The sequence below is a fragment of the Fodinibius salsisoli genome, from assembly GCF_026229185.1.
Classification (GTDB): domain Bacteria; phylum Bacteroidota; class Rhodothermia; order Balneolales; family Balneolaceae; genus Fodinibius; species Fodinibius salsisoli.
On the sequence record NZ_JAGGJA010000002.1, the window covers coordinates 239,585 to 265,224 of the forward strand.

General features: G+C 42.8%; 22 protein-coding genes. 6 read left to right on the forward strand and 16 right to left on the reverse strand.

Translation table 11 applies throughout. The annotated features are described in order from the left end of the window. Positions 1-293 precede the first annotated feature (293 nt). The 10 genes from J6I44_RS03855 to J6I44_RS03900 form a co-directional block, all read right to left on the reverse strand. Positions 294-2,765: an acyl-CoA dehydrogenase gene (locus tag J6I44_RS03855; protein ID WP_265764669.1), complete on the reverse strand. Its 2,472-nt coding sequence runs from the start codon at positions 2,763-2,765 to the stop codon at positions 294-296. A 22-nt stretch (positions 2,766-2,787) separates the two neighbouring features. After that, a complete protein-coding gene (locus J6I44_RS03860) occupies positions 2,788-3,414 on the reverse strand; it encodes a TetR/AcrR family transcriptional regulator (RefSeq protein ID WP_265764670.1) in 627 nt (208 codons plus the stop codon). A 623-nt stretch (positions 3,415-4,037) separates the two neighbouring features. Beyond that, the gene (locus J6I44_RS03865; RefSeq protein WP_265764671.1) at positions 4,038-5,513 is read right to left on the reverse strand and encodes a SusD/RagB family nutrient-binding outer membrane lipoprotein; all 1,476 of its coding nucleotides are present in this window, start codon (positions 5,511-5,513) and stop codon (positions 4,038-4,040) included. Positions 5,514-5,536: 23 nt separating this feature from the next. After that, entirely contained in the window at positions 5,537-8,677 is a 3,141-nt protein-coding gene (locus tag J6I44_RS03870; protein ID WP_265764672.1) for a SusC/RagA family TonB-linked outer membrane protein, read from the reverse strand. Positions 8,678-8,906: 229 nt separating this feature from the next. Further along, positions 8,907-9,665: a LytR/AlgR family response regulator transcription factor gene (locus J6I44_RS03875; protein ID WP_265764673.1), complete on the reverse strand. Its 759-nt coding sequence runs from the start codon at positions 9,663-9,665 to the stop codon at positions 8,907-8,909. Positions 9,666-9,676: 11 nt separating this feature from the next. Further along, positions 9,677-10,777, reverse strand: a complete 1,101-nt coding sequence (locus tag J6I44_RS03880; protein ID WP_265764674.1) for a sensor histidine kinase — start codon at positions 10,775-10,777, stop codon at positions 9,677-9,679. 3 nt (positions 10,778-10,780) lie between these two features. Then, a complete protein-coding gene (locus J6I44_RS03885) occupies positions 10,781-11,908 on the reverse strand; it encodes a sensor histidine kinase (protein ID WP_265764675.1) in 1,128 nt (375 codons plus the stop codon). Between the two features lie 209 nt (positions 11,909-12,117). Next, the gene (trmB, locus tag J6I44_RS03890; RefSeq protein WP_265764676.1) at positions 12,118-12,801 is read right to left on the reverse strand and encodes a tRNA (guanosine(46)-N7)-methyltransferase TrmB; all 684 of its coding nucleotides are present in this window, start codon (positions 12,799-12,801) and stop codon (positions 12,118-12,120) included. 20 nt (positions 12,802-12,821) lie between these two features. Next, on the reverse strand, positions 12,822-13,481 hold the full coding sequence (gene pdxH / locus J6I44_RS03895) for a pyridoxamine 5'-phosphate oxidase (RefSeq protein ID WP_265764677.1): 660 nt from the start codon (positions 13,479-13,481) through the stop codon (positions 12,822-12,824). Then, positions 13,471-14,049: a thioredoxin family protein gene (locus J6I44_RS03900; protein WP_265764678.1), complete on the reverse strand. Its 579-nt coding sequence runs from the start codon at positions 14,047-14,049 to the stop codon at positions 13,471-13,473. Before J6I44_RS03900 ends, pdxH begins: the two co-directional genes overlap by 11 nt. A gap of 271 nt (positions 14,050-14,320) precedes the next feature. Between J6I44_RS03900 and J6I44_RS03905 the strand changes: the two genes are divergently transcribed. The 6 genes from J6I44_RS03905 to J6I44_RS03930 all read left to right on the forward strand — a co-directional run bounded on the left by J6I44_RS03905 (position 14,321) and on the right by J6I44_RS03930 (position 18,377). After that, entirely contained in the window at positions 14,321-14,932 is a 612-nt protein-coding gene (locus J6I44_RS03905; protein ID WP_265764679.1) for a hypothetical protein, read from the forward strand. Positions 14,933-15,107: 175 nt separating this feature from the next. Further along, positions 15,108-15,905: a LytR/AlgR family response regulator transcription factor gene (locus J6I44_RS03910; protein WP_265764680.1), complete on the forward strand. Its 798-nt coding sequence runs from the start codon at positions 15,108-15,110 to the stop codon at positions 15,903-15,905. Positions 15,906-16,031: 126 nt separating this feature from the next. Then, positions 16,032-16,667, forward strand: a complete 636-nt coding sequence (locus tag J6I44_RS03915) for a peptidase associated/transthyretin-like domain-containing protein (protein WP_265764681.1) — start codon at positions 16,032-16,034, stop codon at positions 16,665-16,667. Positions 16,668-16,965: 298 nt separating this feature from the next. Continuing rightward, the gene (locus J6I44_RS03920; protein WP_265764682.1) at positions 16,966-17,550 is read left to right on the forward strand and encodes a Crp/Fnr family transcriptional regulator; all 585 of its coding nucleotides are present in this window, start codon (positions 16,966-16,968) and stop codon (positions 17,548-17,550) included. Positions 17,551-17,652: 102 nt separating this feature from the next. Next, positions 17,653-18,006 (forward strand): hypothetical protein, encoded by a 354-nt coding sequence (locus J6I44_RS03925; protein WP_265764683.1) that lies wholly within the window; start codon positions 17,653-17,655, stop codon positions 18,004-18,006. 11 nt (positions 18,007-18,017) lie between these two features. Continuing rightward, complete coding sequence (locus J6I44_RS03930; RefSeq protein ID WP_265764684.1) at positions 18,018-18,377, forward strand: SPW repeat domain-containing protein; 360 nt, start codon at positions 18,018-18,020, stop codon at positions 18,375-18,377. 230 nt (positions 18,378-18,607) lie between these two features. On the opposite strand, the gene J6I44_RS03935 is transcribed toward J6I44_RS03930, so the two are convergent. From J6I44_RS03935 to J6I44_RS03960, 6 genes are all read right to left on the reverse strand, one after another. After that, positions 18,608-19,669, reverse strand: coding sequence for a PA0069 family radical SAM protein (locus J6I44_RS03935; RefSeq protein ID WP_265764685.1), 1,062 nt, complete (start codon positions 19,667-19,669; stop codon positions 18,608-18,610). Between the two features lie 157 nt (positions 19,670-19,826). Next, complete coding sequence (locus J6I44_RS03940) at positions 19,827-20,630, reverse strand: hypothetical protein (protein ID WP_265764687.1); 804 nt, start codon at positions 20,628-20,630, stop codon at positions 19,827-19,829. A gap of 236 nt (positions 20,631-20,866) precedes the next feature. Next, positions 20,867-22,231: an NAD-dependent succinate-semialdehyde dehydrogenase gene (locus J6I44_RS03945; RefSeq protein WP_265764688.1), complete on the reverse strand. Its 1,365-nt coding sequence runs from the start codon at positions 22,229-22,231 to the stop codon at positions 20,867-20,869. Positions 22,232-22,360: 129 nt separating this feature from the next. Then, a complete protein-coding gene (locus J6I44_RS03950) occupies positions 22,361-23,536 on the reverse strand; it encodes a PQQ-dependent sugar dehydrogenase (RefSeq protein ID WP_265764689.1) in 1,176 nt (391 codons plus the stop codon). Positions 23,537-23,755: 219 nt separating this feature from the next. Beyond that, on the reverse strand, positions 23,756-24,532 hold the full coding sequence (locus tag J6I44_RS03955; RefSeq protein ID WP_265764690.1) for a hypothetical protein: 777 nt from the start codon (positions 24,530-24,532) through the stop codon (positions 23,756-23,758). A gap of 279 nt (positions 24,533-24,811) precedes the next feature. Beyond that, positions 24,812-25,630, reverse strand: coding sequence for a hypothetical protein (locus J6I44_RS03960; protein WP_265764691.1), 819 nt, complete (start codon positions 25,628-25,630; stop codon positions 24,812-24,814). Positions 25,631-25,640 lie beyond the last annotated feature (10 nt).

Sequence of the window (25,640 nt, forward strand, 5' to 3'; positions counted from 1 at the left end):
AACGTTTCATAACAAAACAATAAATAATATTTTTGTTTCAAAAATGAAAATTTATATTACTTTTCATTTCAAAAGGATTATTTCATTTTATCCTTAAATATTCTATTCCTAATTATTAAATGAGGATAAAAGGTGGGATATTTAATACTTATCTTGGTATAGAAATAAAAAGAAGGGGTATATAACTTATAACAAAAGCTCTTAAAAAATTTTGAGCCAAATTACATAAAAGTATAAAACCCTATCGTCTTTAGTACGACAGGGTTTTAGTTATGTTAATAACAACTTTTTATTTAGTTATTCTGCTCCATTGCTGGTGCAGCCGGGGTTTGGTTTTGATATTCTTCCAGGGTAAACTCATCGACCTGAACCACATCCACGCGAGCATCTTCTGCTTTGCGTATTAAGTCAGCTTCTTCCGAACTGATAATTCCTTTCTCTTCAGCCTGGTCAATTACAAAGCGAGGCTGTGTTTTGGGCAGTTCTTTTTTCTTTGTAGCCACATATATCTTCTTATAGACCTCTTCAGCATCAACCAGCGCCTGGAGCGCATATTCATAACGTCCCATTGCCTGGCTTTTCTCTTCGGGCAGAAAAATATCGCTGGTCAAACGATCGCGCTGCTCACCCGGCTGCTGCATGGCCTGGGCTACTTTATGCCCCAGCTTGTCGGAAGGCATGGTGCCGATCCGATTCATTCGTGACCAAAGAGCAATTGGCCCACGAAACAGCCAGCTTAGGCCGGGAACCTGAATCTCGCGGTACAACGCATCAAAGGCTTCCTGGATTTGAGCAAATGCATATTCCATGGACCATTCAAAAAAGATACGATCTTCCTCTCGCTGGCCTTCGGCATCATAACGTCGAAGGGTCGCTGTAGCTAAGTACATCCAGCTGAGGATATCCGCAAAACGACCACTTATTTTTTCTTTTATTTTTAATCCGCCTCCATAGGAACCCAGTGCAATGTCAGCCAGAAAGGCGAACGAAGAGGACGCCCAGGAGAGTTTTTTATAATACTTAGAAGCTGGGCCACTCACCGGCGACGAAGCAATAGCTCCACGTGTCAACGTCATTAATAAAGCACGTGATTTATTTCTGGCTACATGGCCAATATGTTTCCAGAAGGCCTCGTCAAAAGCTTTTACATCTCCTTTCGTTAAAGCATCAATTTCATCAAAAGCATAGGGATGACAGCGGATAGCCCCCTGGCCAAAAATCATCAGACTTCGCGTTAAGATATTGGCTCCCTCTACCGTAATCGCAATAGGCATAGCCGTATATTGATTAGCAAAAATATTACGGGGCCCCCGAGAAATTCCTGCTCCTCCCTGGATATCCATGGCATCGTTAATAATCTGGCGACCCAATTCAGTAAAGTTATATTTTGCTATAGCCGTAACCACCGCTGGCTTTTCCCCCATATCCAGTCCAGCGCAGGTATAACGGCGAGCCGCATCCATCAGGTAGGTAAACCCACCGATGCGGGCCATCGGCTCCTCGATTCCTTCAAACTTTCCAATATTGATTCCAAACTGTCGACGGATGGCGGTATAAGCTCCCAAAGCACGAGTAGCTACTTTAGCTCCACCGAGGCTTTGGGCTGGCAGTGAAATACCTCGTCCTACTCCCAGTGATTCCATAAGCATTCGCCAACCGTTACCGGCCTGTTTCGGCCCACCAATAATCTGATCAACTGAAACAACAGCATTATCACCGTTAATGGGACAATTGTAAAAAGGAATACCCATCGGATCGTGACGCCGACCCAGCCGGATCCCTTCGGTATCGCTTGGAATCAGTGCACAGGTAATACCCAAATCTTTGCCTTTGCCCAGATGGTTTTCCGGATCTTCAAGTTTAAATGCCAGCCCAATAATCGTTGAAATGGCTGCCAGTGTAATATATCGCTTTTCAAAGTTTAGGCGTATATAGAGCTCACCATCATCTCCCTTAAAAACTTCCCCTTCGGCCGTCATAGCGCCGGCATCTGAACCCGCAGTGGGTTCGGTGAGTGCAAAGCACGGCATCTCTTCACCGGTAGCTAAGCGGGGCAAATAATGATCTTTCTGTTCCTCCGTTCCATAGTGCATCAAAAGCTCAGCTGGTCCCAGGGAGTTAGGTACCATCACCGTGGTGGCCAGCGGTCCGGATCGGGAGGCTAACTTAGCAATAATAGCACTATGGGCGCTGGCTGAAAACTCCAAGCCTCCATATTTTTCTGGAATGATCAGGCCAAAGAACTTATGCTCTCGCATAAATTTCCAAACTTTGTCCGTAAATCCTTTTCGAACAAAAATGTCCCAGTCCTGAACCATGCTGCACAGCTCTTCAACCGGACCTTCTAAAAAAGCACGCTCCTTCTCCGTTAACTCAGGATAGGATTCATTGGCCAATCGATTTAAATCTGGTTTACCTGAAAAAAGCTCGGCATCCACCCAAACATTGCCGGCTTCAATCGCCGTACGCTCGGTCTCCGAGATGGCGGGTAAAAAATTTAGCGCATCCAGTAATTTCATTAATGGGCCCGTTACAGCCACGCGCCGAATAGCCTTGATATTAAATATCAAAACCAGGGCCCCAAAAACGATAAAGAGCCAGGCCGGGGCAGAAAATCCCCATAACGCTATAAAGCCTGCAATGGCCCATATCCAAAGAGGTGTTCCCCAGAAAGCTAACAATGTTGCTATAACAATTATGCTCACAATAACTGCCCAGAGTGGATACTGAAACAGGAAGCCTAAACTTTCATTTAACCAATTCATAATATGCTCTCCAAACTTAATGTTAGATTCTATCTAATTCTTCTGCCTCTAATGAGGTTTTCTGCCTATAACTACTAATGATATGATCGATTGCTTCTTCGATAAACTCTTCCTGATCGATGCGCGTATCAAGGCGTTTAGACAGTACGACCGACAATACGCCATGAAGTTGCGCCCAAAAGGTGTAAGAGGCAATGCGGGGCTTCTTTTCATCCACGATGCCTTCTGCGATTCCTTCTTGTAAAACCTGCAAGACCAGCTTATATCCTTTGCGGGCTTTCCGAAACTTTTCTTTGGGATAGCGGGTCATTTCATCGGAGCTAACCAAATATATAATCTGGTATTCTCGAGGATGGGTGAGTGCAAAATTAACGTAGGCCCATGCCAGCTTTTCTAATTTGTTTATCGGACCACCCTTCTCCGGAAGAGCTAACTTCAAACTTTCATTAAGCCGTTCAATAGCTGCTTCTATCAAAGAATGAACCAAGTTATCCTTACCTTCAAAATGAAGATAAATACTGGTTGCACTCACCCCGATTTTGCGAGCAATTTTGCGGAGTGACAGGTTGCGATATCCTTCTGAGAGCAAAACTTCTCGGGCTGCTTCTATAATCTGAAGCTTTAAATTCTGTTTTTTCACCTCTTCCATAATCCTTGGTTAACAGCGTTAAGTAGTAATTAAACATTTCTGGAAGGATAAAGCAATCGGATGGTAAATTTTTAATTTTTGGAGAACCTGCAGTCTTATGAACTTTTCTTATAAGCTATAAACAATTAGCGGCAGCCTTGAATACGAATCATGGATAGAGCAAGAAGTGAACGTACTTAATGCTTGAGAAGGAAGGGATAATGAGCCCCGGTATTTACAAGTATATTGAGGTATATCTATGTATAGAAAGCTCCATTTACTGGATTTTAGACATACAATATCGCAAATACCGGGCTCATAAGGTTATCTATGTAAAATATGCACGGTGCCTTAATAGCAACACAATGCACGGTGAAACACAAGACATCTTCATTACTTATATAAACAACAGATTGAGGTTGTAATCTTGTCGCTTATATTTAGGGCTAAGTAACTGTATGCCTTATCCTTCAATAGCTAATTAACCGATAGTGGGTCTGGCTAAAAACAATTTTGTGATCAAACGCTGCATGCTGGGTTAAAGTGGTTTTACTGTTTGTTATTTACAGAACGCTCTCCGGCTGAAATAAAAAAGCCACCCCTTGTGGGGTGGCTCCATGACTAAAGTTATCCAACCTCAAGCATTAGTTTTGATCCCACCAAACGGGCACTTCGAGGGCCGGGAAGCCTCCGGGAATGCCGGTATCTGATACATTACTCGCATTATTTTGCAATTCAGAATCTGGGTAAGGGAACCGAAGAGGGATTATTCCGGAAGGCGTCTGAACTTGGTTGGTAACAGGTTCAATTTCCGGATAGCCCGTTCTTCGCCAGTCATTATATGCTTCAAACTTTAAGAAGTTGGCAATGTACTTTTGCCTGATAATCTCTTCCAGAGCATTAGCCGAAACCGCTAATAGTGGCAGCGAAGCAATATATATAGCGGCCTCTGTATCCTCAACTCCCAGCTTGTCCATCGAAGCTGTAATCCCCTCAATGTAAATAGGCTGGGCAGCAGTGGCCCCGGAGGTAATGAGCGTAGCCTCAGCTTCAATGAACTTGGCTTCAGCATAGCTAATCCAATTAAGAGGAGCATCCGGGGCGCTATAAAACAATCCTATAGAAGAGATGTTAACGGCCCCTACGCCCTCCTCCCCATTGTCATGTCCTTCGTATACCGGATTCGAACCATCAAATCCTGCTACCAAGCCCTGACCGTCTACAGCTCCCACCGGACGTGCCTGGATAGCTAATCGTGGATCGTTAAGAGATTGGAGTAACGATACATGATGATTGCTCAGCTGATTCCGGGTATCCCACTTGCCATCAATAACAAATTGATACCAAGGATTTTCCTGCCCCGCCGTATCAAAATATTGGAAGTCCGCATCGTCGGCATTGCTTTCAAAACCATTTTGCAAGGCTGCCAAAGCCGCATTTGCTTGTTCGGTGGCATCATAACCAGGTGCGTTGGTTAAATGCAGGTTAAAACGCGCAATCAGCGTGTGGGTTAACTTCTCCCATTTCGCCATGTCCCCACCGTATAACAAGTCATCGTTACCCGGAGATTGTGGACTTGGTTGACCAAAGTCATTAAGGGCACTATTTAGCAAATCAAAAATAGTCGAATATATTTCTTCCTGGCTATCATAGGCCGGTGTGGAGATAGATGGATCAAATGCTTCCGTGTAGGGTGCATCTCCCCACAGATCAGTTATGATTGCAATATTCCATGCCAAAATAACTTTGGCTATCCCTGCATAGGCAAAATTACCGTTTTGAGTAGCTAACTCATTTAAGCCGGTAGCACTATTCATCACGTCGATGTAGGAGGCATTCCAAAGATTATTGACATCTGACGAGTTTACATCATAATTATCGGCACTTGGTGGCACGCCATTATAGGAGGTCTGTTGAACCCACTGTGTTGTCGTTCGGGCCGGCGTATTGCCAATCACTTCATAGCTAAAGTTTCCAAGCAATCCCGAGAGCTGTAAATTTTCTGGCACCTGGTTCGGGGCCGTAGGATCTTCATTTACATCCAGAAAATCGTTACAGGCTCCAGCTCCCACAATGACTGCAATAAGCATCAGTTGTGTTACAATTTTTGATAGTTTCATAATTTTAATTCCCTCTGACTTGTTTAAAATGAGACATTTAAGCTTACCACAATACTTCTGGAGCTTGGTGTTACAGCATGATAAAAACCTTGTGCATTACCAGCACCCAGCAAACTGCCTTCCGGATCCAGATAAGAGAAGTCACTATCAATCCATAAGTTGCGCCCGATCCCCTTTACCGTAAGCGATTTAAAGGGAGTTTGGGCAAGCAAGGAGTTTGGCAATCGGTAAGCGAGGCTCAGTTCTCTTAATTTTATGAAACCGCCATCTTCAACCAGGTTTTCAAACGAGTTGGTATAGTGGGTTTGATAATATGTTTGATCACGGGTAATCTCTACATCATTGGGTTCCCCCGTATTTACATTAACGCCCGGATAGGTATAGGTTGATCCCCTGTTTCCCGTTATTCCAGCGGTCCCATAGAAGACAGAATAGAAGAGGTCAAAATTCAGGATATCTCCTCCCTGCCGTTTATCAAATAAGGCCGAAAGCTCAACGCCTTTATACCTAAAGGTGGTTCGTAAGTTGCTGGTCCAGTCGGGCTGTACATTACCAATGGGTCCTGTTTCACCGGAAATAATGGGTAGGCCGTTGTCTCCAATGATAAGTTGTCCTTCGTCATTCCGTTCATAACGAGTACCCCAGATGACACCATAACCTCCTTTAGTGGGCTCAATACGAATCTGAGGATTGGTAAAACCACCTAAGAAGATATTTTCGACTCCGGGAGCCAATTCAACAACCTCTGAAGTATTTTTGGCAAAATTAAACTGTAAGTCCCACTGAAAATCGTTGGTTTCGATGGGCCTGCCCCCCAGTGACATCTCCACCCCGTAGTTTTTGATTTCGCCGGCATTTAGCAATCGGCTCTCAAAACCTGTGGCTGAAGATACCGGGACTTCAAAAATCTGATCCCGCGTTATCCGGTCATAGTAGGAAAAGTCTACATTGGCACGTCCTTCAAAAAACCGAAGGTCCAGTCCCACCTCATACTCGGTGGATATCTCGGGTTTAAGGTCCGGATTACCAAGAGAGCTGCTTAAAGTATATCCATTAATGCCATTGAATGGATAGTTGATAACGCCTCGAACGCCATCGCCGGGCGCAGCCTGGTTAAAGTTTGTTGAAAGAGAATAAACAGGTGCATCGTTTCCTATTTGAGAAAGAGACATTCGTAGTTTCCCAAAAGTGAAAAATGAATTATCGAATAAGTCTAAGGCATCTGTAAATACAAATCCAAGGCTGGCTGATGGATAGAAATAAGAATTCTTATCATCGGGCAAAGTGGAGGACCAGTCATTTCGGCCTGTTAAGGTCAGGTAAATATAATCTCGGTAATCGAGTGTGGCCTGGCCATAAACGCTGTAGAGCCTTTGTTCTTCTACGACTTCATCTGCTGTAACAACATCGGCATTAGAAATGTGGAAGAAGTCCGGCACATTCAGATTTGTTCCCTCTACGAGCTCATAATCATATTGCCGAACATTGATGTTATTACCTACTAACAGTTCGGCTGAGAAATCTTCATTCAGGTCTTGAGAGGCCGTCAGGGTTAAGTCGGAATTAACCTGTGATCGATTGATTTTTTGATCAAACATACTGCCATTCGGCGTGCCGCGTGTTCCTACATTCACCTTACCCTTCCGTTTATCAGAATAGGTGTCAATGCCAATACGTTCAGTAAGAGACAGCCATGGCAACAGGTCGTACTTCAGCTCTGTTCGTGCAATAAACCGATCCACATCGCTGGTAAACCCATTATTTTCGGACAACCAGAACGGATTATTGAAGGCAGAAGAATTCATCCGCTGTGTACCATCTTCGAATTGTACATCCTTTATATTAAAGTTGATAGGCGCAAAATTTAGGCCAAACAAATAAGCCTGCGTGCCATTACCTTCCGCCAGCCAATCATTTTGGGTATTCGTATATGTAACCGAAGTTTGCACATTAAGATCATCACCAAACTGAGTGCCAAACTTACCAGTCAGGCTCGTTCGGTCAAGCTTGGTTTCGGGCACGATGCCACTTTGGTTGAGGTTACTTGCTGAAAAGAAGTAGTTCCCCCGTTCCGTTCCACCGGATAAGTTAAGGGCGTTCTCGGCGGTAATCCCTGTTTGATAAAAATCTTCTCTGGGATCATAGATATTAACTTCACCAATATCACTGATCACCTGTTGACTAATCTCATCCTTATGGGGGCCCCAGCTTCTGGTAGTCTGTGGATTGGGATTTTCACCCGGATATCCGGGTTCGGTATAACCTCCTCTTTCTCGCGGCAGACCATTGGAATAGAACCCTTCAATTCCCAGCGTATACTCATTCTGGAATCCATCGGTAATGGCATCTGCCCAACCTACCGAACTTTTCAACTCGATGCGGGGAGCTTGACCGACCGTTCCTTGTTTGGTCGTAATAATGACGGCTCCATTGGCAGCCCTGGATCCGTATAAAGCAGTAGCACTGGCTCCTTTGAGGACACTTATATCTTTAATAATGCTTGGGTCGATATCTAAACTGCGGTTCGACGTTCCCCCCGTAAATACCGCATTCCCTGCGGGGTTATCATCCTCTTCATTACTAATAGGAATACCGTCAACTACAAACAGCGGCTGGTTATTCCCTAACAGAGAAGAGTTTCCCCTGATAATAATTCTGGATGATGCTCCCGGTTGGCCACTGGAGCTATTGATTTGTACGCCTGCCACTTTACCCGCCAGGGCATTAACCAAGTTGGCTTCCGGCGCTTCCGATACCGAGGCTCCATCCACTTCCTGGACGGCATATCCAACAGCCCGTGCTTGTCGCTCAATACCCAGCGCAGTAACCACTACTTCATCGAGATTCAGCGCACCCGATCGTAAGGCAACATCCTGTTCCAGCATTTCACCAGCCGTTATGGTAATCTGTTGACTATGCGTTTTATAGCCAACAAATGTAACTCGTAGTGTATAAGTGCCAGGTTCAATATTTTTGATTGCATAACGCCCCTCAACATTAGTAGCTGCACCACGATTAGGTTCTACTAATAAAACATTTGCACCTGGGACTACTTCACCCGTTTCTTCGTCGGTAACCGTTCCTTCTATACTACCGCTTTGCGCCCATAGTACCGGCACAAAAAAGAGTATAAAACATAAGGTCGATAGTAACTTTTTAAACATGTATGCCCCCTTAAATTTATTTATATAGATTTGATACCCATTTTAAGACCTTTATCTTATTTTGTCTTAAAACCGATATATCCCTGAGGTAATTCTTCAAGGTTTATCTTTAAATAAATTTATAGGAGAGATAGTCAGCGTTAAATCAAATTAAGATGAGAAGGGTAATAGTGTGACGAGAAGAGAAATAGTGTGATAAATCTACACGACCCAAACAAACCTTATTCCTTCAACTAAAACGATCTAATAGCTCCTTGTAATTTCTACTCATCGTTAATTTTTCGCCGTTATCCATGACTACCTTATAATCCCCATGAAACCATTTTTCGAGTTCTTTTACCTTCTCGACATTGACAATTGTTGACCTGTGGATCCGGAAAAATAAGTTTGAATCCAATTTCTCTACCATATTGGTCATGGTCTCCCTGATTAAATGTTTTTTTGAGGAGGTATGGATACGAACATAATTACCTGCTGCTTCTATCCAGACGATGTCTTCAGACTTGAGGAAAGAATAATGATCTGATGATTTTACCAGGATCCGCGACAAGGGCTCATCATTATGCACGAATTTCAGCAGCTGATCCACCTTTTCATCTATATTAGATTGCGCTTCCCGAGCTATAATATTCTTGACACGTCCTAAGGCTTCATTAAACCGACTTTTACTGAAGGGTTTCATCAGATAATCCAGGGCATGAACTTCAAAGGCTTTCAGCGCATATTCATTATAAGCTGTCACAAAAATCGTAGCCGGCATCAGGTCGGTTTCAATATGTTGAAGCACCTCAAATCCATTAATTTCAGGCATCTGGATGTCCAGAAACAGAAGATCCGGATTCTTTTCATGTATCTGTTCAATTGCTTCCACACCATTTTTACAAACCGCTGTTATATCAATCTCTTTGTCTTCTTTAAGCAGTTTTTCCAATCGTCTGCAAGCGAGAAGTTCATCATCTACGATGATCGTTCTTATTTGGCTCTCCATAATACTATCGGTTATTTCTCATTTTTTTTGAACGGAAATTCGATATACACTTTTAAGCCTCCGAGTGGGGAGTCCATGAGCTCGAACGTTGAATTGTGATACAGTTGGTTTAATCGCTGTTTAATATTTTCAAGCCCGATACCATCGACGTTAACTGAATTTTCCAACCCCGGACCATCGTCTTCAACAGCTATACTCAGCAATCCATTCTGTTTTTGGGCTGAAATCCGAATCTTCCCCGGCTGCATCTTATGAGATATACCGTGTTTTACGGCATTTTCAACTAATGGTTGCAGTAAGAAACTGGGCACCAATCCATGGAGCGTATCCTCATCAATTTCCTTTTCTATATGTAAACGATCGCTGAACCGGGTTTTCTCAATCTCAAGATAAGTGCCGGTAAATTCAAGTTCGTCCACCAGCGGTACCTGCTGATCATCTACTCGGTTAATTGAGGTTCTTAAAAAACGTTTGAGTAATTTCAGTACCCTTCTGGCTTTAGTTGGTGCTTCATAAATTAGCGAATTGATACTATGAAGTGTATTAAATAAGAAATGAGGATGTAGCTGGACCTTTAGAATGTGCAGGCGTATGGAGGCAAGTTCTGCCTCCAAATGGGCATTCCTGAGCTGCCGTTCTCTATAGCGCTCATAATATCTCCTGGAATAGTAGGCTCCAATAATTAACCAATATCCAAAAGGATCTACCATGCCTAGCCAGTTCATAATCACCGGCACAGATTCCATGAAACTCGTCAAGCTCCATTCTACCTTCTGGTAGACCATTGTAATAACGAGCCGAAATAGTACGGCATGCACCGGTACCAAAAGAAGACTAAAAAAAAGATGCACGCCAATGTGTTTGTAAAACCTCCCTTTCAAAGGAAATTTATTGACCAATATAATGATCAAAGGGGCAAAGGCTGCAAGGCCACCCCATATAAGGAACGAACGTAAAACAATATAGCCTATTTCCAGTTCCAGATCGTTTCTTAGATAAAAGAGATACGTTTTACTAATAGTGGTTAGAAACAAAAAAAGCCAGACAACAACGGCTAAGCCCAACAGGAGCCGTTCTTCTTTTAATTTTTGATAAATCTTCGCCAGCTTCATTATTTATAATCCGTTAGCGTTGGTCAAAAACATCGTCTCATAATCATTCTGCACTTTTTTTAAAGGCAATATTACCGATACACGAATTTCATTACTCAGCCCCTTGGTTGTAAGTTGAACTTCTTTTCCATATTCCTTTTCCAGCCGACCCATGACCTCCGTTATACCTGTTACTTGCAATAAATCGGCCATCGGTCCTGCTAATATACCTTTCCCTTTAATCACCGCCTCTAACTGAACCTCATCTCCCAACTGGTATGCATTATAACTTATTTCGGTAATAGTACCAGCAGTATGCTTTATGGTTCGTGCAACCTCTTCCAATAAGGGAATGAGTACTAAAAACGGGGGTATCAGGTCGTCAAAGCATTCTTGGTCAATATTCGTTTTAATTTGGATATCATGCCCCAACCTTTTTTGCAGTAGACTGGCATAAAGAAAATAAGATCTTAAATCTTCCCGGATGGTCACTTGTTCTCGCTCTATGTTAGCTAACATAATTCGCAATAGATCACTAAAATCGGTAAGAACTTTTTCAGCTTCTTCCTTACTTGTATCCAAACTTTTGTTAACCAATTCTATACTGTTAAGCAGAAAATCTGGCTGTACCTGATTTAAAATAGCATGAAATTTAGCTTTGTTTAATTTGGCTTTTAGCAGAGGTTCCTCAAGCTCGATCTCCTTATTTTTTCGGTAAAAGTCTATGCTATAAACCACTAATAAAACGCCCGCATAAAGCATTACCCTCATATCAAGAAATCCTAAAAAATCCCTTTTTAAATATGACCAGCCAAATGTTATATCAAAATAATGGGAAACGGTGTAGCTTTGTACCAGGCAGTGTAAACTAAACAGGATGACCGCTGCTACTAAATGGATCCCCATGCTGGTATATAGCGTCTGCTTCTTGAAACGATAGGTTCGGGCTAACCAGATGAGTATGGGTGTGGAAACAATCCAGGGGATAATGCACCAAAATTCAAATATGATGGCATCAATGACTCCTATAGGAGTACCCTCCTGAAAAAATGAGAATAGAGTCATCAGTGAGATTAACAGGATGACAATGCCCCAGATCCCCCCTACCATCAACAGCTTAAGTGCCTTTTTTTTCAGAGATAGAACCTCCATTATAATCTTTTTTCGGTGGCTGCATATAGCATTAAAGAAACGATATATTGCAATGTACGCAGCTTTTATATCACCTGCTCGTTACGATAATTTATTGATAATAAATTTATAAGTTACCATTTAGAAAAATTAAAAAAGGCGGAGGGGTTGTGGATCGCTTAACTATGTGGCCAAGTGGATATAACCGGGACAGGCCGTTTTAAAAAGTATCACGATTGTGTCTTAAAAATTTCAGGCACTGAAAACTCGATATACGAAATAGTTCGTCCTTTTTTTAAATGCTTTTTCTCAAAATAGGTTTTGTGGGTAAGCAGTGGGTCATCAGGGCGTTCATCATAGATATTTTCTACGATATCCAATGTTTTACATCCTGTTTCTTTAACGGCCCATTGGGTATAGGAAAACAGCTGATTGCTATCCGTTTTTAATCGAATTCTTCCATTCGGAACCAATACTTTTTGATAGATGGCCAAAAATTTTGGGGAGGTAAGCCGCTTATTACGATCACTTCCTTTGGGATATGGATCGGGAAATGTAATCCAAATATCATGTACTTCCCCGGGATCGAAGTATTCATCCAGATGATCAATATACGTCCTTAAAAAATGTACATTGGCACGCTTTTTCTTCAACGCCTTACTCGCTCCTTTCCAGATCCGGGCGCCCTTGATGTCAATGCCTATAATGTTCTTCTCCGGATACCGATCGCTTAATTCCAGGGTATACTCTCCCTTTCCACAGGCAAGCTCTAACGTTATAGGGTGATCATTTTCGAAAACATCGGTATTCCATCTGCCCCTCGGCTTTTGTACTTCCCCCGATTGAAAATCGGTATACTCGGAAACATTCTGAAAAGCCGCTATATCTTGAAATCGATCAAGCTTTTTTCCCATTACTTACTTCAAAATAATGATTAGGGTGAAAGTCTAAATATATTCCAGTCGTCGCCCTTCTTCTCATAACATATGCGATCGTGCAGCCGTCCAGTACGTCCCTGCCAAAATTCGATGCGCTGTGGTTTAAGTCTAAAACCGCCCCAAAAGTCGGGCAATGGAATTTCCTTGTCCTCGAACCGTTCTTTAACAGCCCTAAATTGCTTTTCCAGTTCTGATCGGGACGCCACTTCAGCACTCTGTTTTGAAGCCCAGGCTCCAAGCTGGCTCAGGCGCGGCCGCTGGTGGAAATAGACTTCCGACTCTTCTTGGCTTAATTTTTCTACCCTCCCTTCTATTCGCACCTGCCGCTCGAGAGGTGCCCAATAAAAGCAGAGCGCAGCATGGGGATTTTCCTGTAGCTCTCTTCCTTTACGGCTTTCATAATTGGTATAAAAACGGAAGCCCTGCTTATCAATGCCTTTGAGCAGTACAATACGAGAAGAAGGGATGCCCTCTTCAGTAGCTGTTGATAAGCTCATGGCATTAGCATCAAGCAGATCGGACGATAGTGCCTGTTCAAACCACTCTGCAAACTGTTTTATAGGATCATCCCGGACGACAGACTCCAGAAGCTCTTCTCTGGCAAAATCGCGCCGAATTTGCTCGATACGTTCCTGCTTGTCTGAACTATCCGGCATACTGGGGAGCTTTGCCCTTTTTCCACTTGATATTACAGCCCATGCTCGGCTTCTGTTCATCTTTAACCTTTCCATCCAGCAGCAATTCAACAGCCTCTCGCAGATCATTGCCATTTACCGGCTTATCATTCCCGGGACGGCTATCATCAAACTGACCGCGATAAACCAACTTATCATTTTCATCGAAGAGAAACAGATCTGGCGTACAGGCAGCCCGGTATGCCTGGGCAACTTCTTGGCTTCCGTCATACAGGTATGGAAACGAAAATTGTTTTTCGCGGGCAAGGGCAGCCATTTTAACCGGACTGTCATCGGGATAATTCTCAACATCATTGGAGCTTATCGTCACGACTCCAATTCCCTTTTGTTGCAGGTCGCGTGCGGCAACTACGAACTCATCCAATATATGAAGCACATAGGGGCAGTGGTTACACATAAAAACAACCAATAACCCTTTGGCATTGGCAAAATCCTGCAGCGAAACCAACTGGTTATTAACCGTATCAAATAGCTTAAAGTCAGGAGCTTGGGTACCAAGTTCCATCATGGTAGAAGGAGTCTCAGACATAGGTAAAAAGTCTTTGTTAATATTAATTGGTTAGAAGGTACAAAAAATTCTGTTGTTCAGTTCCCTGAATATATAAAATGAACCATACCTTTAAAATAATGATCGCTGCCCTTTTTGAGGGTTACTTGAATATTCTGCCACAACTATTGTCTTATCACCACAATTACTATACAAAGAAATTTATTTAACCTGATATTAACCATGTTAACGGCATAAGTTGTTACCGGATATGATCAACCATCATCGAACCTAACTTAAAAAGACGCTAAATATGGATTTACATATTCCCAGGCTACTAACCTTTTGTCAACGACTGCTACTGAGCATAATCATCTTTCCACTGGTGCTCTCGGCTCAACCACAAAAAGATAAAGGCGAACAAGCTGGCAGCTATCCTGAAATATCCCGGAATATAGACCCTGCACCGGCTGGTCCTTCCTCATATTTTTCATGCAGCAGCGATACCGTTCGTAATCAATTTAATTTCTGGATAGGCGAGTGGAACGTTTTCGTGGATGGAGAGAAAACTGCGGTAAGCCATATTGAGCGAACCCTTGACGGCTGTATGATTTTGGAGAACTACCGGAATTTGAAAAACGGTTTTGCCGGGAAAAGCATGAACTTTTATGATCCTAAACGGCAAGAGTGGATACAGATATGGACCGACAATCAAGGTAACGTAAGCCGATACCGTGGGAACCAAGAAGACGGTAACATGTATTTTTCAGGAATAAACACGCTCAGAGATGGCACACAAACCAAGGTACGAATGGAATTTATTCCCCGAAAAGATGGTAGCGTCCGACAAATTTATGAACAATCTACCGACGGCGGCTCGACCTGGGAAACACTCTTTGATGGCATCTATCGATCTCAAAAATAGTTATCAGACTTTAAGGTTTAGATCTTTTTTAGTTACACCTATACTAGTTCGCAGAATATTGGCTGACGCCTTAGCTCATTTGCCGTTTAATTGATATAATTATAAAAAGGATAGTTAAGATATTTACAAGCCGATCATGGGCCTCAAAGACTCAAATTCCTTAACAACTTTCTTTTTGCCCGATAATTTCAAGACGGTAAGAAGACAGGTTTATTGGTTTTGTGGTTTCTGGTTTTTCATAGCCATCCTTGAATTTGGTCAGGATTATATTAGTGCGATACTCAACGGCAACGCCTTCATCGTTGTAGAATCTTTATCCTACAAGCTATTCTGGTTGTTGTTCATTCCACTTTCGTTAGCCCTCAATTACAGCTTTACAAAAGCAGATAAATTCTTTCCGGGCTTACAACCCTTTGTCTTTAAACTGATACTAATACTTTTCATCACATCAATTCATCTCATCTTATTTTCCTTTATTCTTTTTGGAATCTCAAACCTCATCCATGAAGATCCAGTTACGCTGATGTACCTGATCTATGAAAAACTATCGACCCGCCTTTATCTCGCCCTCTCCATTTACTTTTCGTTATCAGTATTTTCTTTTGTAATTAGGCGTATAAAACCTCAGGGAAAAGCGGATCAAAAGATTGCCTCAAAAACCATTACAGTTAAAAATGGCAAGAGTTCCAAGATTGTGGACATTGTCGATATCAAATGGATTGCCTCTGATGGTGCCTATCTTGACATTCATACAACCGATAAAAAATATATAGTGCTCGACAGCCTGAAAAATATCATTAAAACCCTGCCTGAAAATTTTAAACGCATTCATAGATCAACCATTGTAAATATGGATAACATCAAAGAGTTAAAATCCCGCGGCAATGGTGACTACGATGTAATAATGGATGACGATCGGTTGCTTCGGCTCAGCAGAAACTACAGGAAACAGCTGAAGGGGGACCTTCTGTAGCATTCTTACTCACCTCATGCGATAAATAACTCAGCTTATATAATTCACTTCCCGCAGCCCCACCGAATTGTGTACATTTTGGAAGAAGAGCATATTTCGTTACAAGAAAAAATTAACCTTTGTCCCATGTATACTCTCAGAACAATCCTTCCTTTATTACTTGTACTTCTCCATTCTCATTTCGGGCTTGCACAAGAAAAATCAATACAGAATGCAGAACTGGTTGGTGGACCATGCGAGGGATGTGAAGCTGTTTTAGACTTCGGAAACGGAGAACTTTCAGCAACCGACACACTGCCCGGATTTGAAGAGAATAAACCCAAACTAAAAATAACCGGCACCATCTATAAAAATGATGGTGAGACCCCCGCCGAAGGGGTAATCCTGTTTATTCATCACACCAATCGAGAGGGCATTTACCCTACCCGTGGTGATGCAAAAGGCTGGGAACGGGGATACGGCTACATCCATGGATGGATAAAGACCGGGACTGATGGCCGATATACCTTCTATACATTTAAGCCCGGATCCTACAGTCAGAACCCAGCACACATTCATCCAATTATTCTCGAACCCAACGGTAAGTATTATTGGCTCAGCAGCTATCTTTTTGACGACGATCCGCTACTTTCGGATGAAGAGAGAAATAATAAATCGCCCAGAGGCGGAAGCAACGGCATTTTGTCGCTAAAGAAAGAATCCGGAATATGGGTTGGCCGAAGGGATTATACTCTGGGCAAGAATATTCCGAATTATGAATAATTTTCTCTCTTCGTTGCCTACAGTCGGTTGGCTATACCTGCTATCTATTTAAGATGTTGCACTGATAAACCCGCGGAAATAGGTGCGTTTTTTTACAATGTATTGTATCATAGGTGATATAAAATACTAAAGTTAATTTGCATGGAATTAACTTTAGCCAAGACAAAATAACAGCAAGTAGGCTCTTCGATTTAATTTAGTAGTGTTTTTGAAGTTATGGGGCTTTAACTGCGCTACTTTTTTTATTCAACCCGTTACCTGCAAGGCTGAAACACCAATAGTACACAAAAATTGAGTAATGAGTAAAAATCAATTAATAGATTATGTACAGAACTTCGTTTCATTAGAAGATGATGAAGCTGAACAATTTGTGTCTGCCTTTGAAGAGGTCAAAGTAAAAAAGAGACAATTCATTGTGCAGCCTAATTTTACCAACAGGCACCGGTCATTTGTAGTAAAGGGAGCGTTCAGAAGCTATGCAATAGCAAATGATGGACAAGAACACACCCTTCAATTTGCCATAGAAAATTGGTGGATATCAGATTTTAATAGCTACATATACCAACATCCCGCAACTCTTTTCATAGTTGCATTAGAAGACAGTACGATCTTACAAATTGAATACAATACAGAGCAAGAACTTAAAAAAGCCAATCATAAGTTTGAGACATTTTTTAGAATAATGGCTGAAAAGGGACTTGCCTTTGAACACCGAAGAATCCTTTTCAACCTGACCCATTCTGCAGAAGCACGCTATGAGAGTTTTTTATCAAACTTCCCCAACTTTGTTCAGCGGGTACCACAATACGCATTAGCTTCCTACCTGGGAATGACAACGGAATATTTGTCCAGAATCAGAAATAATAGAACCGACAAAAGTTAAACCAGGTCAACTTTATTTCTTGAACTACTTCATATTTATTGTTTTTGAATTGTTGAATTTTTCTCTTGTCAATATTGACAGATAATTCAAAACTGATAAAAAATGGACCCATCATTAAATAAAACCTTCTCAACAAAAAACGAGATGGTAAAAAAAGGGCAAATCGTAGAAGCCACAGAAAAGTTTTTCGCACCTAATGCTAAAACCATTGATTTTGATGGTACAATAACAAAGGACAAATCAGAAATGGTATCCAAGATGCAAGGTTTTGCAGGTGGTATTGCCAAAGTGAATGACATCACCCTGCATCACACTTCATTGAGTGGAGATGTTTCTTTTGCTGAATTTACGTTTGACTTTGATATGAAAGACGGAAGCAAAATTTTATGGCACGAGATTCTTCGAACCGTTTGGCAAAACGGCCAAATTATTGAGGAACAATACTTTAAAGCTTAAACTATTGAGATATGAAATTTGTAACCAAAAAAATACACTCCTATCTGGATTATCCGGTAGCTGTGGCACTCATGGCATTACCATTCGTACTGGGATTGGGAAATTCTAACTCACTTGCCTTGCAACTATCGGTTGGAACAGGAATTGCAGCTCTTATTCTTACACTATTAACGGACCATCAATTGGGTGTTTACCGAATTATCCCTTACAAAGGACATTTATTTGCAGATACCCTTGTAGGCATTCTGTTTGTGATAACTCCTTTCGTGTTTTTGTTTGAAGGTTTGGATGCTTACTACTATTGGATAATCGGTGCAACGGTTTTAGCAGTCGTAAGTTTGCATAAACCAGAAGTAGCAACTTCAAATTAATTTTCCTAGAGTTTAAAATATTACACCCTCAAAGGATTATTCGTAATAATAGCAACGCTTTTTTATTTCAATGTCGATACCAGATATAAAGTTGACGTTATTGATTAGTCAATACCTTCGTGGATGCTGACATCCAGTTTACTATCGTATTGGTACCCCCGCCATCCGAGTAGTAAAGTTGAGCATGGTCATTACAATGATTGGTGCTGGTACCAACCAAACAGTACTCCTCAAAAAAGGTGAAGCTGTCCCTCTTCCGGACGTCTAAAATGTTTTGTAGAAAGTTTAATATCATGTTCATTGAGCCCCAGTTTTTTAGTTTGAATGGCAAACATTTTTCGGATTTGGTCTGAGAAAGCACCATCCCCGCTGAACCGTTTTCCAAACTCGCTAATATTCAGCTTTCCGTCACGCATATCTTTAATCCGGTTAAGGATCTTCTCTTTTCTGTCGGGGAAATATTGTTCAAGCCAATCCTGGAAAAGGTCTTTAACGCCATATGGAAGACGCACAATCGTATAGCCCGCATGCGAGGCGCCGGCCTCTTTGGCTGCTTTCAGGATGTCCGCACATTCATGATCGGTAAGGCCCGGAATAATCGGAGCAACGTTTACTCCTACTGAGATCCCGGCCTCAGATAGTTTTTCTATGGCCCGGAGTCTTCTGTAAGGTTGAGAGGTTCGCGGCTCCATTACGCGGGCCAAATCCCTATCCAAAGTGGTAACCGATAATGTGACATGGGCCGCATCATATTCGGCGAGCTCGCTAAGATGGTCGATATCGCGGGTAACCAAATAGTTCTTCGTGATAATTCCCACGGGATTCCGTGCTTCGGCAAATACCTTCAGGCAGTTCCTGGTTATTTCAAGCTCTCGTTCCACGGGTTGAAAGGGATCCGTTACTCCGCTGAGCGTAATAGCGGTGGGCTTCCAACGCTTGCTCGCAAATTTTGAGCGTAGTTTTTCAGGAGCATCATATTTAACCATTATGCGTGACTCAAAATCAAGCCCGGCCGAAAAGCCCAGGTATTCATGAGTAGGCCGGGCATAACAATAGATACAACCATGTTCACAGCCCCGATAAGGATTTAATCCGTAAATAAAAGGGATATCCGGACTATCATTTTTTGATAGTATCTCCTTGGTATCATCACGAATAAGCTTGGTTTCCTGCGATGGTTTTTGGCCCGTTTCTTCATCCAAATCGTAGTCGAGGTAGTCATCCTCAAAACGGTTGGCAGGATTATCGGAAGCTCCCCTCCCCCGAATCGGATTGTGTTTGTTCTGTGACATATCGATGGATTCAGGTCAAACTTTGTTGCTTCAATAATGTGAACAAAGTTCCTGACAACATAGTGTCATCTGACCTTGAAATATCTGCCAAAATAAAAAGGGATCCAGAACTTAATCCGGATCCCTCCTCTCTCTTAGCCTCTGGACAAACTCAATATTAGCTGCAGGTCGTATTCATAAGGTTAGCATCCCAGCATAGTTTACTTCCGTCTTCCATAACATAGCCGGTCTGGCTGTCAGTATTCCAGAAAACGGTATCTGTATCCGAGTTACCCGCCTCAGTAAACGTCATGGTATGATCGGCTCCATTTTGTTCATAGGTGAAGGTCACATCAAGAGCCCCATCGTCAAAGATTTCAGTGGTTAAAGTTCGTTCGGTATCACTTGTTGCATTCCACTCTGTAGAGGCTGCAGCTTCACCGCTTTGATCAAGTACATAAAATGTCCATTCGCCTTCGGTTCCATCATCAGTGGTATTTCCTTCCATCACTTTATAGTTATCAAAACCGCCACCCTGGCCGTCATCAAATGAAATAAACATGGCCCAATTAGTTGATCCTGCTTGCTGTTCTGCTGTAAAGCGCGTCGAAACACTTTGTCCTTCAGCAGAATAATTATATGACCATTCCCAGGTACCATCCTCAAAATTGGCAGCTTCATTATACGCCGGATTCAAGTAACCCATATATATCTGCCCGAGAGAAGCAAAGAATGTTCCAAATATGGCTTTGAACCGTGCTGAAGAATAAGCGGAATAATCATCATTTAATATCTGTCGGCCCTTTGTGCCCTGAGGGTTATTTTCTTCAAAGAAGGAAATGTCAGGCTGTGCTACCTCTGTTAAATCCGGAATTGTGGGCGGATCTCCTTCTGTCTCTGGGCCGGTACTATTGTCTCCACCGCAACCTGAAAGGCTTATAGTGAATAATAAAATTAAAAAAGCATAGCTTAGTTGTTTCATAACGTCTCCTTATTTTGGTTAATGGGGTCTTCTATTAGTTAATACGTATCTACAGGATAAATCAGCTCAAAAAAATTTATCATTTTTTGGAAGCCCCTTCAGCACCAAAATCCTTACACTTTTTTGATACACCTCTCCCTACGTTAAGCTGTCCGATACTAAACCTGTGCCATTGATCAGAACCAAGATTTAAAAATCATACTGGTACCCTTACCTACCGAAAATCTTGCATAAGCCTACGCGCAATAAACCGTTTTAACATTGACAAATTCCCGGATGCCTACATGGGAAAGCTCACGGCCAAAACCGGACTCTTTTATTCCACCGAAAGGCAGCCGCGGATCCGACTTCACAAAATCATTAACAAAACAACAGCCTGCCTCTAATTCTTGGGCCGCAATACGTTCGGCATGGGTCACATCCTCAGAGAAAATAGCCGCCCCAAGCCCATAGTTTGTACTATTGGCAACGGTAATAGCATCCCTCTCATTTTCTACCGTAATTACCGAAGCCACGGGACCAAAAAGTTCCTCGTGGTAAGCTGGCATACCTTCTCCAACGTTCGTTAATATTGTGGCAGGATAATAGGCTCCCTCCTGATCAGGGATCGCCCCTCCTAATACACAATTTGCACCGGCATCAATGCTTTTTTGTACTTGCTGATGAAGCTCATTGCGCAGGCTTTCACGAGCCATAGGACCTATATCCGTTGACTCTTCAAACGGATCTCCAGCCTTTTTCTCTTCCATTTTGCTAATCACGGCCTCTAAAAAGGGGCGAAAGTTATCTTCCACAACGATAAATCGTTTGGCAGCAATACAACTCTGCCCGCTGTTAATGAGACGCGAAGTGACACAGGTCTCAGCCGCTTTCTCAATGTCGGCATCTGCCAGGATGATATATGGGTCACTGCCTCCCAGCTCGAGGACGGATTTTTTTAGTTCACTTCCAGCTGTTCCCGCAACAGCCTTGCCTGCACGGGTGCTTCCGGTTAACGTAACGGCTGCTATATCTTTATGCTTAATGAGCTTCTGTGCCTGCTCACTGCCTGCAATGACCGTTCGGAAAAGGTTTTCCGGAATACCAGCCTCATGCAATAATTCTTCAATAGCAAGCGCACAGCCCGTTACGTTGGAAGCATGTTTGAGAATAGCCGCATTGCCTGCCATCAGGGCCGGGGCAGCAAACCTGAAGAGCTGCCAGAATGGAAAATTCCATGGCATGATAGCCAGTACCGTACCTAAGGGATTGTAGGTGATATAACTTTTCCGTGCATCGGATTCGATAAGCTCATCATCGAGAAACTCTTCCCCGTTATCAGCATAGTAACGGCACACCCACGCACATTTTTCACTTTCGGATATCCCCTGTAGCAGTGGCTTTCCCATCTCCTTAGCCATTAACTCCGCATATTCATCTTTATGCTCTTCCAGCCTATCTGCCACAGCCTGCAATAAGGATGCTCGTTCATCAAAAGGGCGTTTCTTCCATTTCTGCTGTGCCTCCCTGGCATTTTGGGCAATAGTATGTAATTCCTCTTCGCTCATTTCATCGTAAGATGCAATAACCTCTCCGGTAGCTGGATTGACGGATTCTTTCATGCCGTTTTTCTTTGATTAGCATTGACTTTTCTTAACCTAAAATAAATGCATCACATTCCCCAACATACAAAAAGGACTCGCCATCTTGCGAGCCCTATATCCAAAAAATTGTTCTCAATTGATCCTATCCTACTCTGATGACAGCTTATATATATTTCCATCAAAAGCGCAGAGATATAGCTCATTATCTGCATCCACTCCAAAGGAGGAAATAGCCACATTGGCATCCACGATTTCCGTATTTACCGGGTTGTCCATATCAGAGTAATCCAGTGCCCAAATGCGTCCCGATACATAATCGGCGTAAATATACAATCCCTGGAGCTCAGCGTGTGAGGGGCCGCGATACACAAATCCACCGGTTACGGATACATCACCCTGGCTGCGATCGTATTCCCATACCGGAGGTTCTAATCCCGACTGATTGCAGTTTTCTTTGGGGCTGAAGCAATGCTTCGCCTCCATCGTATTCCAACCATAGTTGCCTCCCTTTTTGACAATATCGATCTCCTCAAATCGATTTTGCCCGACATCCCCAGCCCACAGTCGGCCGTTCTCCGGATCAAAGCTAAATCGCCACACATTACGCAAACCGTAGGCATAAATTTCCTCCCGATAACCCTGATCGTTATTTACAAAAGGATTATCGGATGGAATTCCGTACTTCTTTCCATCATCCGGGTTATCTACATCAATACGGAGAATGTTAGACAGCAGCGTTTTCCTGTTTTGGCCGTGTCCGTGTGGATCTCCACCCGAACCACCATCACCCACAGCAATATAAAAATACCCATCAGGGCCGAATGCTACCCCTCCGCCATTGTGATTGCCATACGGCTGTTCATAAGAAAGCAACACCTGCTCCGAAGAGGCTACGGCTTTATCAGGATCGTCGGGAGCAACCTGAAAACGAGAAATATGGGTCTTGGAATCCGGCGTCGTATAATTAACATAAAAATAGCCGTTTTGCTGGTAGTCCGGATGGAATGCCAGCCCCAGTAATCCTTCCTCATTGCTTCGATCGTCTACTCGTTCTTCAATATCCAGAAAGGTTGTAACTTCCTGTACCTGTGGATCATTAGGGAAAACAGAGATAATACCTCGCTGCTCGACCACAAAAAGACGATTACTGCCGTCGCCCGGATCCTGCAGGTCAACAGGTCGTGTAAACTCCAGTTCAGGAAAAGCTTCTTCGATGTGATAGGCGTTATCAATAGCTGGATTGTCGGTGCTCTGATCCGAACTTTTATCCGCTGCAGAACAACCGGTTACAAACATGAAAAAGATAAGAAATGTTAGATGCATTAGTCCACTGGATTTAGTGATGAACGGTTACGCTGAGAAATGAATCTCAGCATTGAAAAAGCATGAAATAATGAAGATAGGAAAAACAACTATTTTTCCTAATTCTAAAGGCCCACTGGAGATGGTTAAATATACCAATCCCTGTTGCCATCTTTTAAACGTATAAGGGAGTATTATGCACTACAATAATAGCCAGGCTACTGCAACAATATACCTTACCTATTCACTGCAGCTAACATTTTCCAGTGTTTCATCCCAACAGGCTTTGTTCCCTTCATTTACATCGGGAGTAATCAAATAGCCCGCACGGGTATCTACATTCCACTGGGTAATCGTAGTATCAGCAGTTCCGGCGTTAAGGTACTCAACCGTTTTTAAGGGTGCTTCAGTTGTATACTGGATGTAACTTCCCGGTGTCCCGTTTCCTGATATAATGTCTAATCTGATCTGGTTTGCCTCCTGCTCGTCAAATTCCCAGCTCAACTCTGCCAGTGGCGTATTATTACTCTCTGTACTGCTCAAGCTGTTAATAGTCCAGTTCCCCCTCTTGCCGTCTTGCCTCACCGTTCCGCTAAGAAACAGTTTGTCATTCAAGGTGCTTGATTCGGAGCTCACGAAAAGGGACCAGCTCACAGTATTTGCCGTAATTCGCTGGCCAATGAGCCGAGCTTGATACTGGATGCTATCCGCCGAGGTTTGATAACTCCACTCCCACTGCTGGTCGTCATTGAGTTCCGCCACCGTATCTTCAGCAGCTGATAAAAGGGCTCTTGGTTTTGCTAAATTGCTTTCAACAATTCCTTCCAAAGAACCTGCGCGATATACAGCCTGGATGTAATAGTCAATAGCTTGCGTTGTTGCTTTTTGAGGCTCTTCTGCTCCCAGGAGTGTCGAAAATTCAATTTCCAGGGACGAAATGGGGGGCAAAGCCGGGGGCTCTTGATTGACCGATGAAGCAGGATCATCGGAACAGGCGTTAAATAATAAAACACTCAACAAAATAACTATGGGAAGTATTGAAAACCGCTTAAACATATAGACTATTGGAGGATTAAATTAATTTATGAAAAAGAGCAATGGTAAAGGTTCGATATTAATACACCCAAAACTTTTTACCAGATGCCTTTGCAAAACTCGTCGGGTCCCGAATTCTCGGTATCGTCCGGAGAATGGTCTTAGGCACTATAAACTCGCCCGACCACACAATTAGTGTTCGGACGAGGAAGTATTTCATAGGCCCTGCCATGCATTAGAACTGATAAACAGGAGCTTATATTATTCGGAGCAGGGGATATCTTCAAAATTCTCGTCCCAGCAAGCTTTATCTCCATTATTATAACCCGGAGCAGTAATAGAGCCGGCTTTGGTTTCAACATCCCACTCTAATGTTGTTTCCTGATTTTTGCCGGCATCATAGTAAACGGCCGTCTTCGTAGTGCCCTCGAAAGTATAATCAATGTAATCACCCAAGTTATCATTACGATCGGATACGACCTCAAGACGCAGACTTAAATCATTTTCGGCATTGGCAGCCCAAGTAATTTGAGAGACTTTTTCTCCTTTACCTTCGGCGTCTAGCAGGCTGTAATACGACCAACTACCCGTTGTGCCCTGAGCCATAGAAACACCACTGAAGAACAGCTCGTCTTCCAATCCTAAGTTGGAATTGGTGACATAAAAATTCCAACTGGCATCTCCGGCCTGGTCGCGGGCGGCCGTCAGGCGTACACCATAGTCATTTTCTTCTTTTGACGTATTATATGCCCATTCCCATTCTCCATTTTCATTATATTGAACATCCGATTCTGAGGCAGCCTTAAGAAAAGCCCGGGGAAGGGCCAGATTTATATCCACAATAGCTTTTAGCAGCCCCGCACGCACTACAGCCTGACCAAAGTTATTCTTTGCTTGAACTGCAGTATTTGGGGCCTTGCTTTGAGCATCAAAATTTGAAAAATCCATGGCCATTGAAGTTTCCGGTGGTACGGCTGGTGGATTCCCTCCCGTAGAATTTGTAGAACTATCACTGCATGAGCTGATAACCATCATTACTGCCAAAAGAGCGATTGAAAAAGTAGCAAATTGTCTTAGCATAGGAGGATCT

Bases quoted from the DNA above. Each gene is read 5' to 3' on its own strand.
- J6I44_RS03855 (WP_265764669.1), bottom strand. From the start codon at position 2,765: ATGAATTGGTTAAATGAAAGTTTAGGCTTCCTGTTTCAGTATCCACTC.
- J6I44_RS03860 (WP_265764670.1), bottom strand. From the start codon at position 3,414: ATGGAAGAGGTGAAAAAACAGAATTTAAAGCTTCAGATTATAGAAGCA.
- J6I44_RS03865 (WP_265764671.1), bottom strand. From the start codon at position 5,513: ATGAAACTATCAAAAATTGTAACACAACTGATGCTTATTGCAGTCATT.
- J6I44_RS03870 (WP_265764672.1), bottom strand. From the start codon at position 8,677: ATGTTTAAAAAGTTACTATCGACCTTATGTTTTATACTCTTTTTTGTG.
- J6I44_RS03875 (WP_265764673.1), bottom strand. From the start codon at position 9,665: ATGGAGAGCCAAATAAGAACGATCATCGTAGATGATGAACTTCTCGCT.
- J6I44_RS03880 (WP_265764674.1), bottom strand. From the start codon at position 10,777: ATGAAGCTGGCGAAGATTTATCAAAAATTAAAAGAAGAACGGCTCCTG.
- J6I44_RS03885 (WP_265764675.1), bottom strand. From the start codon at position 11,908: ATGGAGGTTCTATCTCTGAAAAAAAAGGCACTTAAGCTGTTGATGGTA.
- trmB (WP_265764676.1), bottom strand. From the start codon at position 12,801: ATGGGAAAAAAGCTTGATCGATTTCAAGATATAGCGGCTTTTCAGAAT.
- pdxH (WP_265764677.1), bottom strand. From the start codon at position 13,481: ATGCCGGATAGTTCAGACAAGCAGGAACGTATCGAGCAAATTCGGCGC.
- J6I44_RS03900 (WP_265764678.1), bottom strand. From the start codon at position 14,049: ATGTCTGAGACTCCTTCTACCATGATGGAACTTGGTACCCAAGCTCCT.
- J6I44_RS03905 (WP_265764679.1), top strand. From the start codon at position 14,321: ATGGATTTACATATTCCCAGGCTACTAACCTTTTGTCAACGACTGCTA.
- J6I44_RS03915 (WP_265764681.1), top strand. From the start codon at position 16,032: ATGTATACTCTCAGAACAATCCTTCCTTTATTACTTGTACTTCTCCAT.
- J6I44_RS03920 (WP_265764682.1), top strand. From the start codon at position 16,966: ATGAGTAAAAATCAATTAATAGATTATGTACAGAACTTCGTTTCATTA.
- J6I44_RS03925 (WP_265764683.1), top strand. From the start codon at position 17,653: ATGGACCCATCATTAAATAAAACCTTCTCAACAAAAAACGAGATGGTA.
- J6I44_RS03930 (WP_265764684.1), top strand. From the start codon at position 18,018: ATGAAATTTGTAACCAAAAAAATACACTCCTATCTGGATTATCCGGTA.
- J6I44_RS03935 (WP_265764685.1), bottom strand. From the start codon at position 19,669: ATGTCACAGAACAAACACAATCCGATTCGGGGGAGGGGAGCTTCCGAT.
- J6I44_RS03940 (WP_265764687.1), bottom strand. From the start codon at position 20,630: ATGAAACAACTAAGCTATGCTTTTTTAATTTTATTATTCACTATAAGC.
- J6I44_RS03945 (WP_265764688.1), bottom strand. From the start codon at position 22,231: ATGAAAGAATCCGTCAATCCAGCTACCGGAGAGGTTATTGCATCTTAC.
- J6I44_RS03950 (WP_265764689.1), bottom strand. From the start codon at position 23,536: ATGCATCTAACATTTCTTATCTTTTTCATGTTTGTAACCGGTTGTTCT.
- J6I44_RS03960 (WP_265764691.1), bottom strand. From the start codon at position 25,630: ATGCTAAGACAATTTGCTACTTTTTCAATCGCTCTTTTGGCAGTAATG.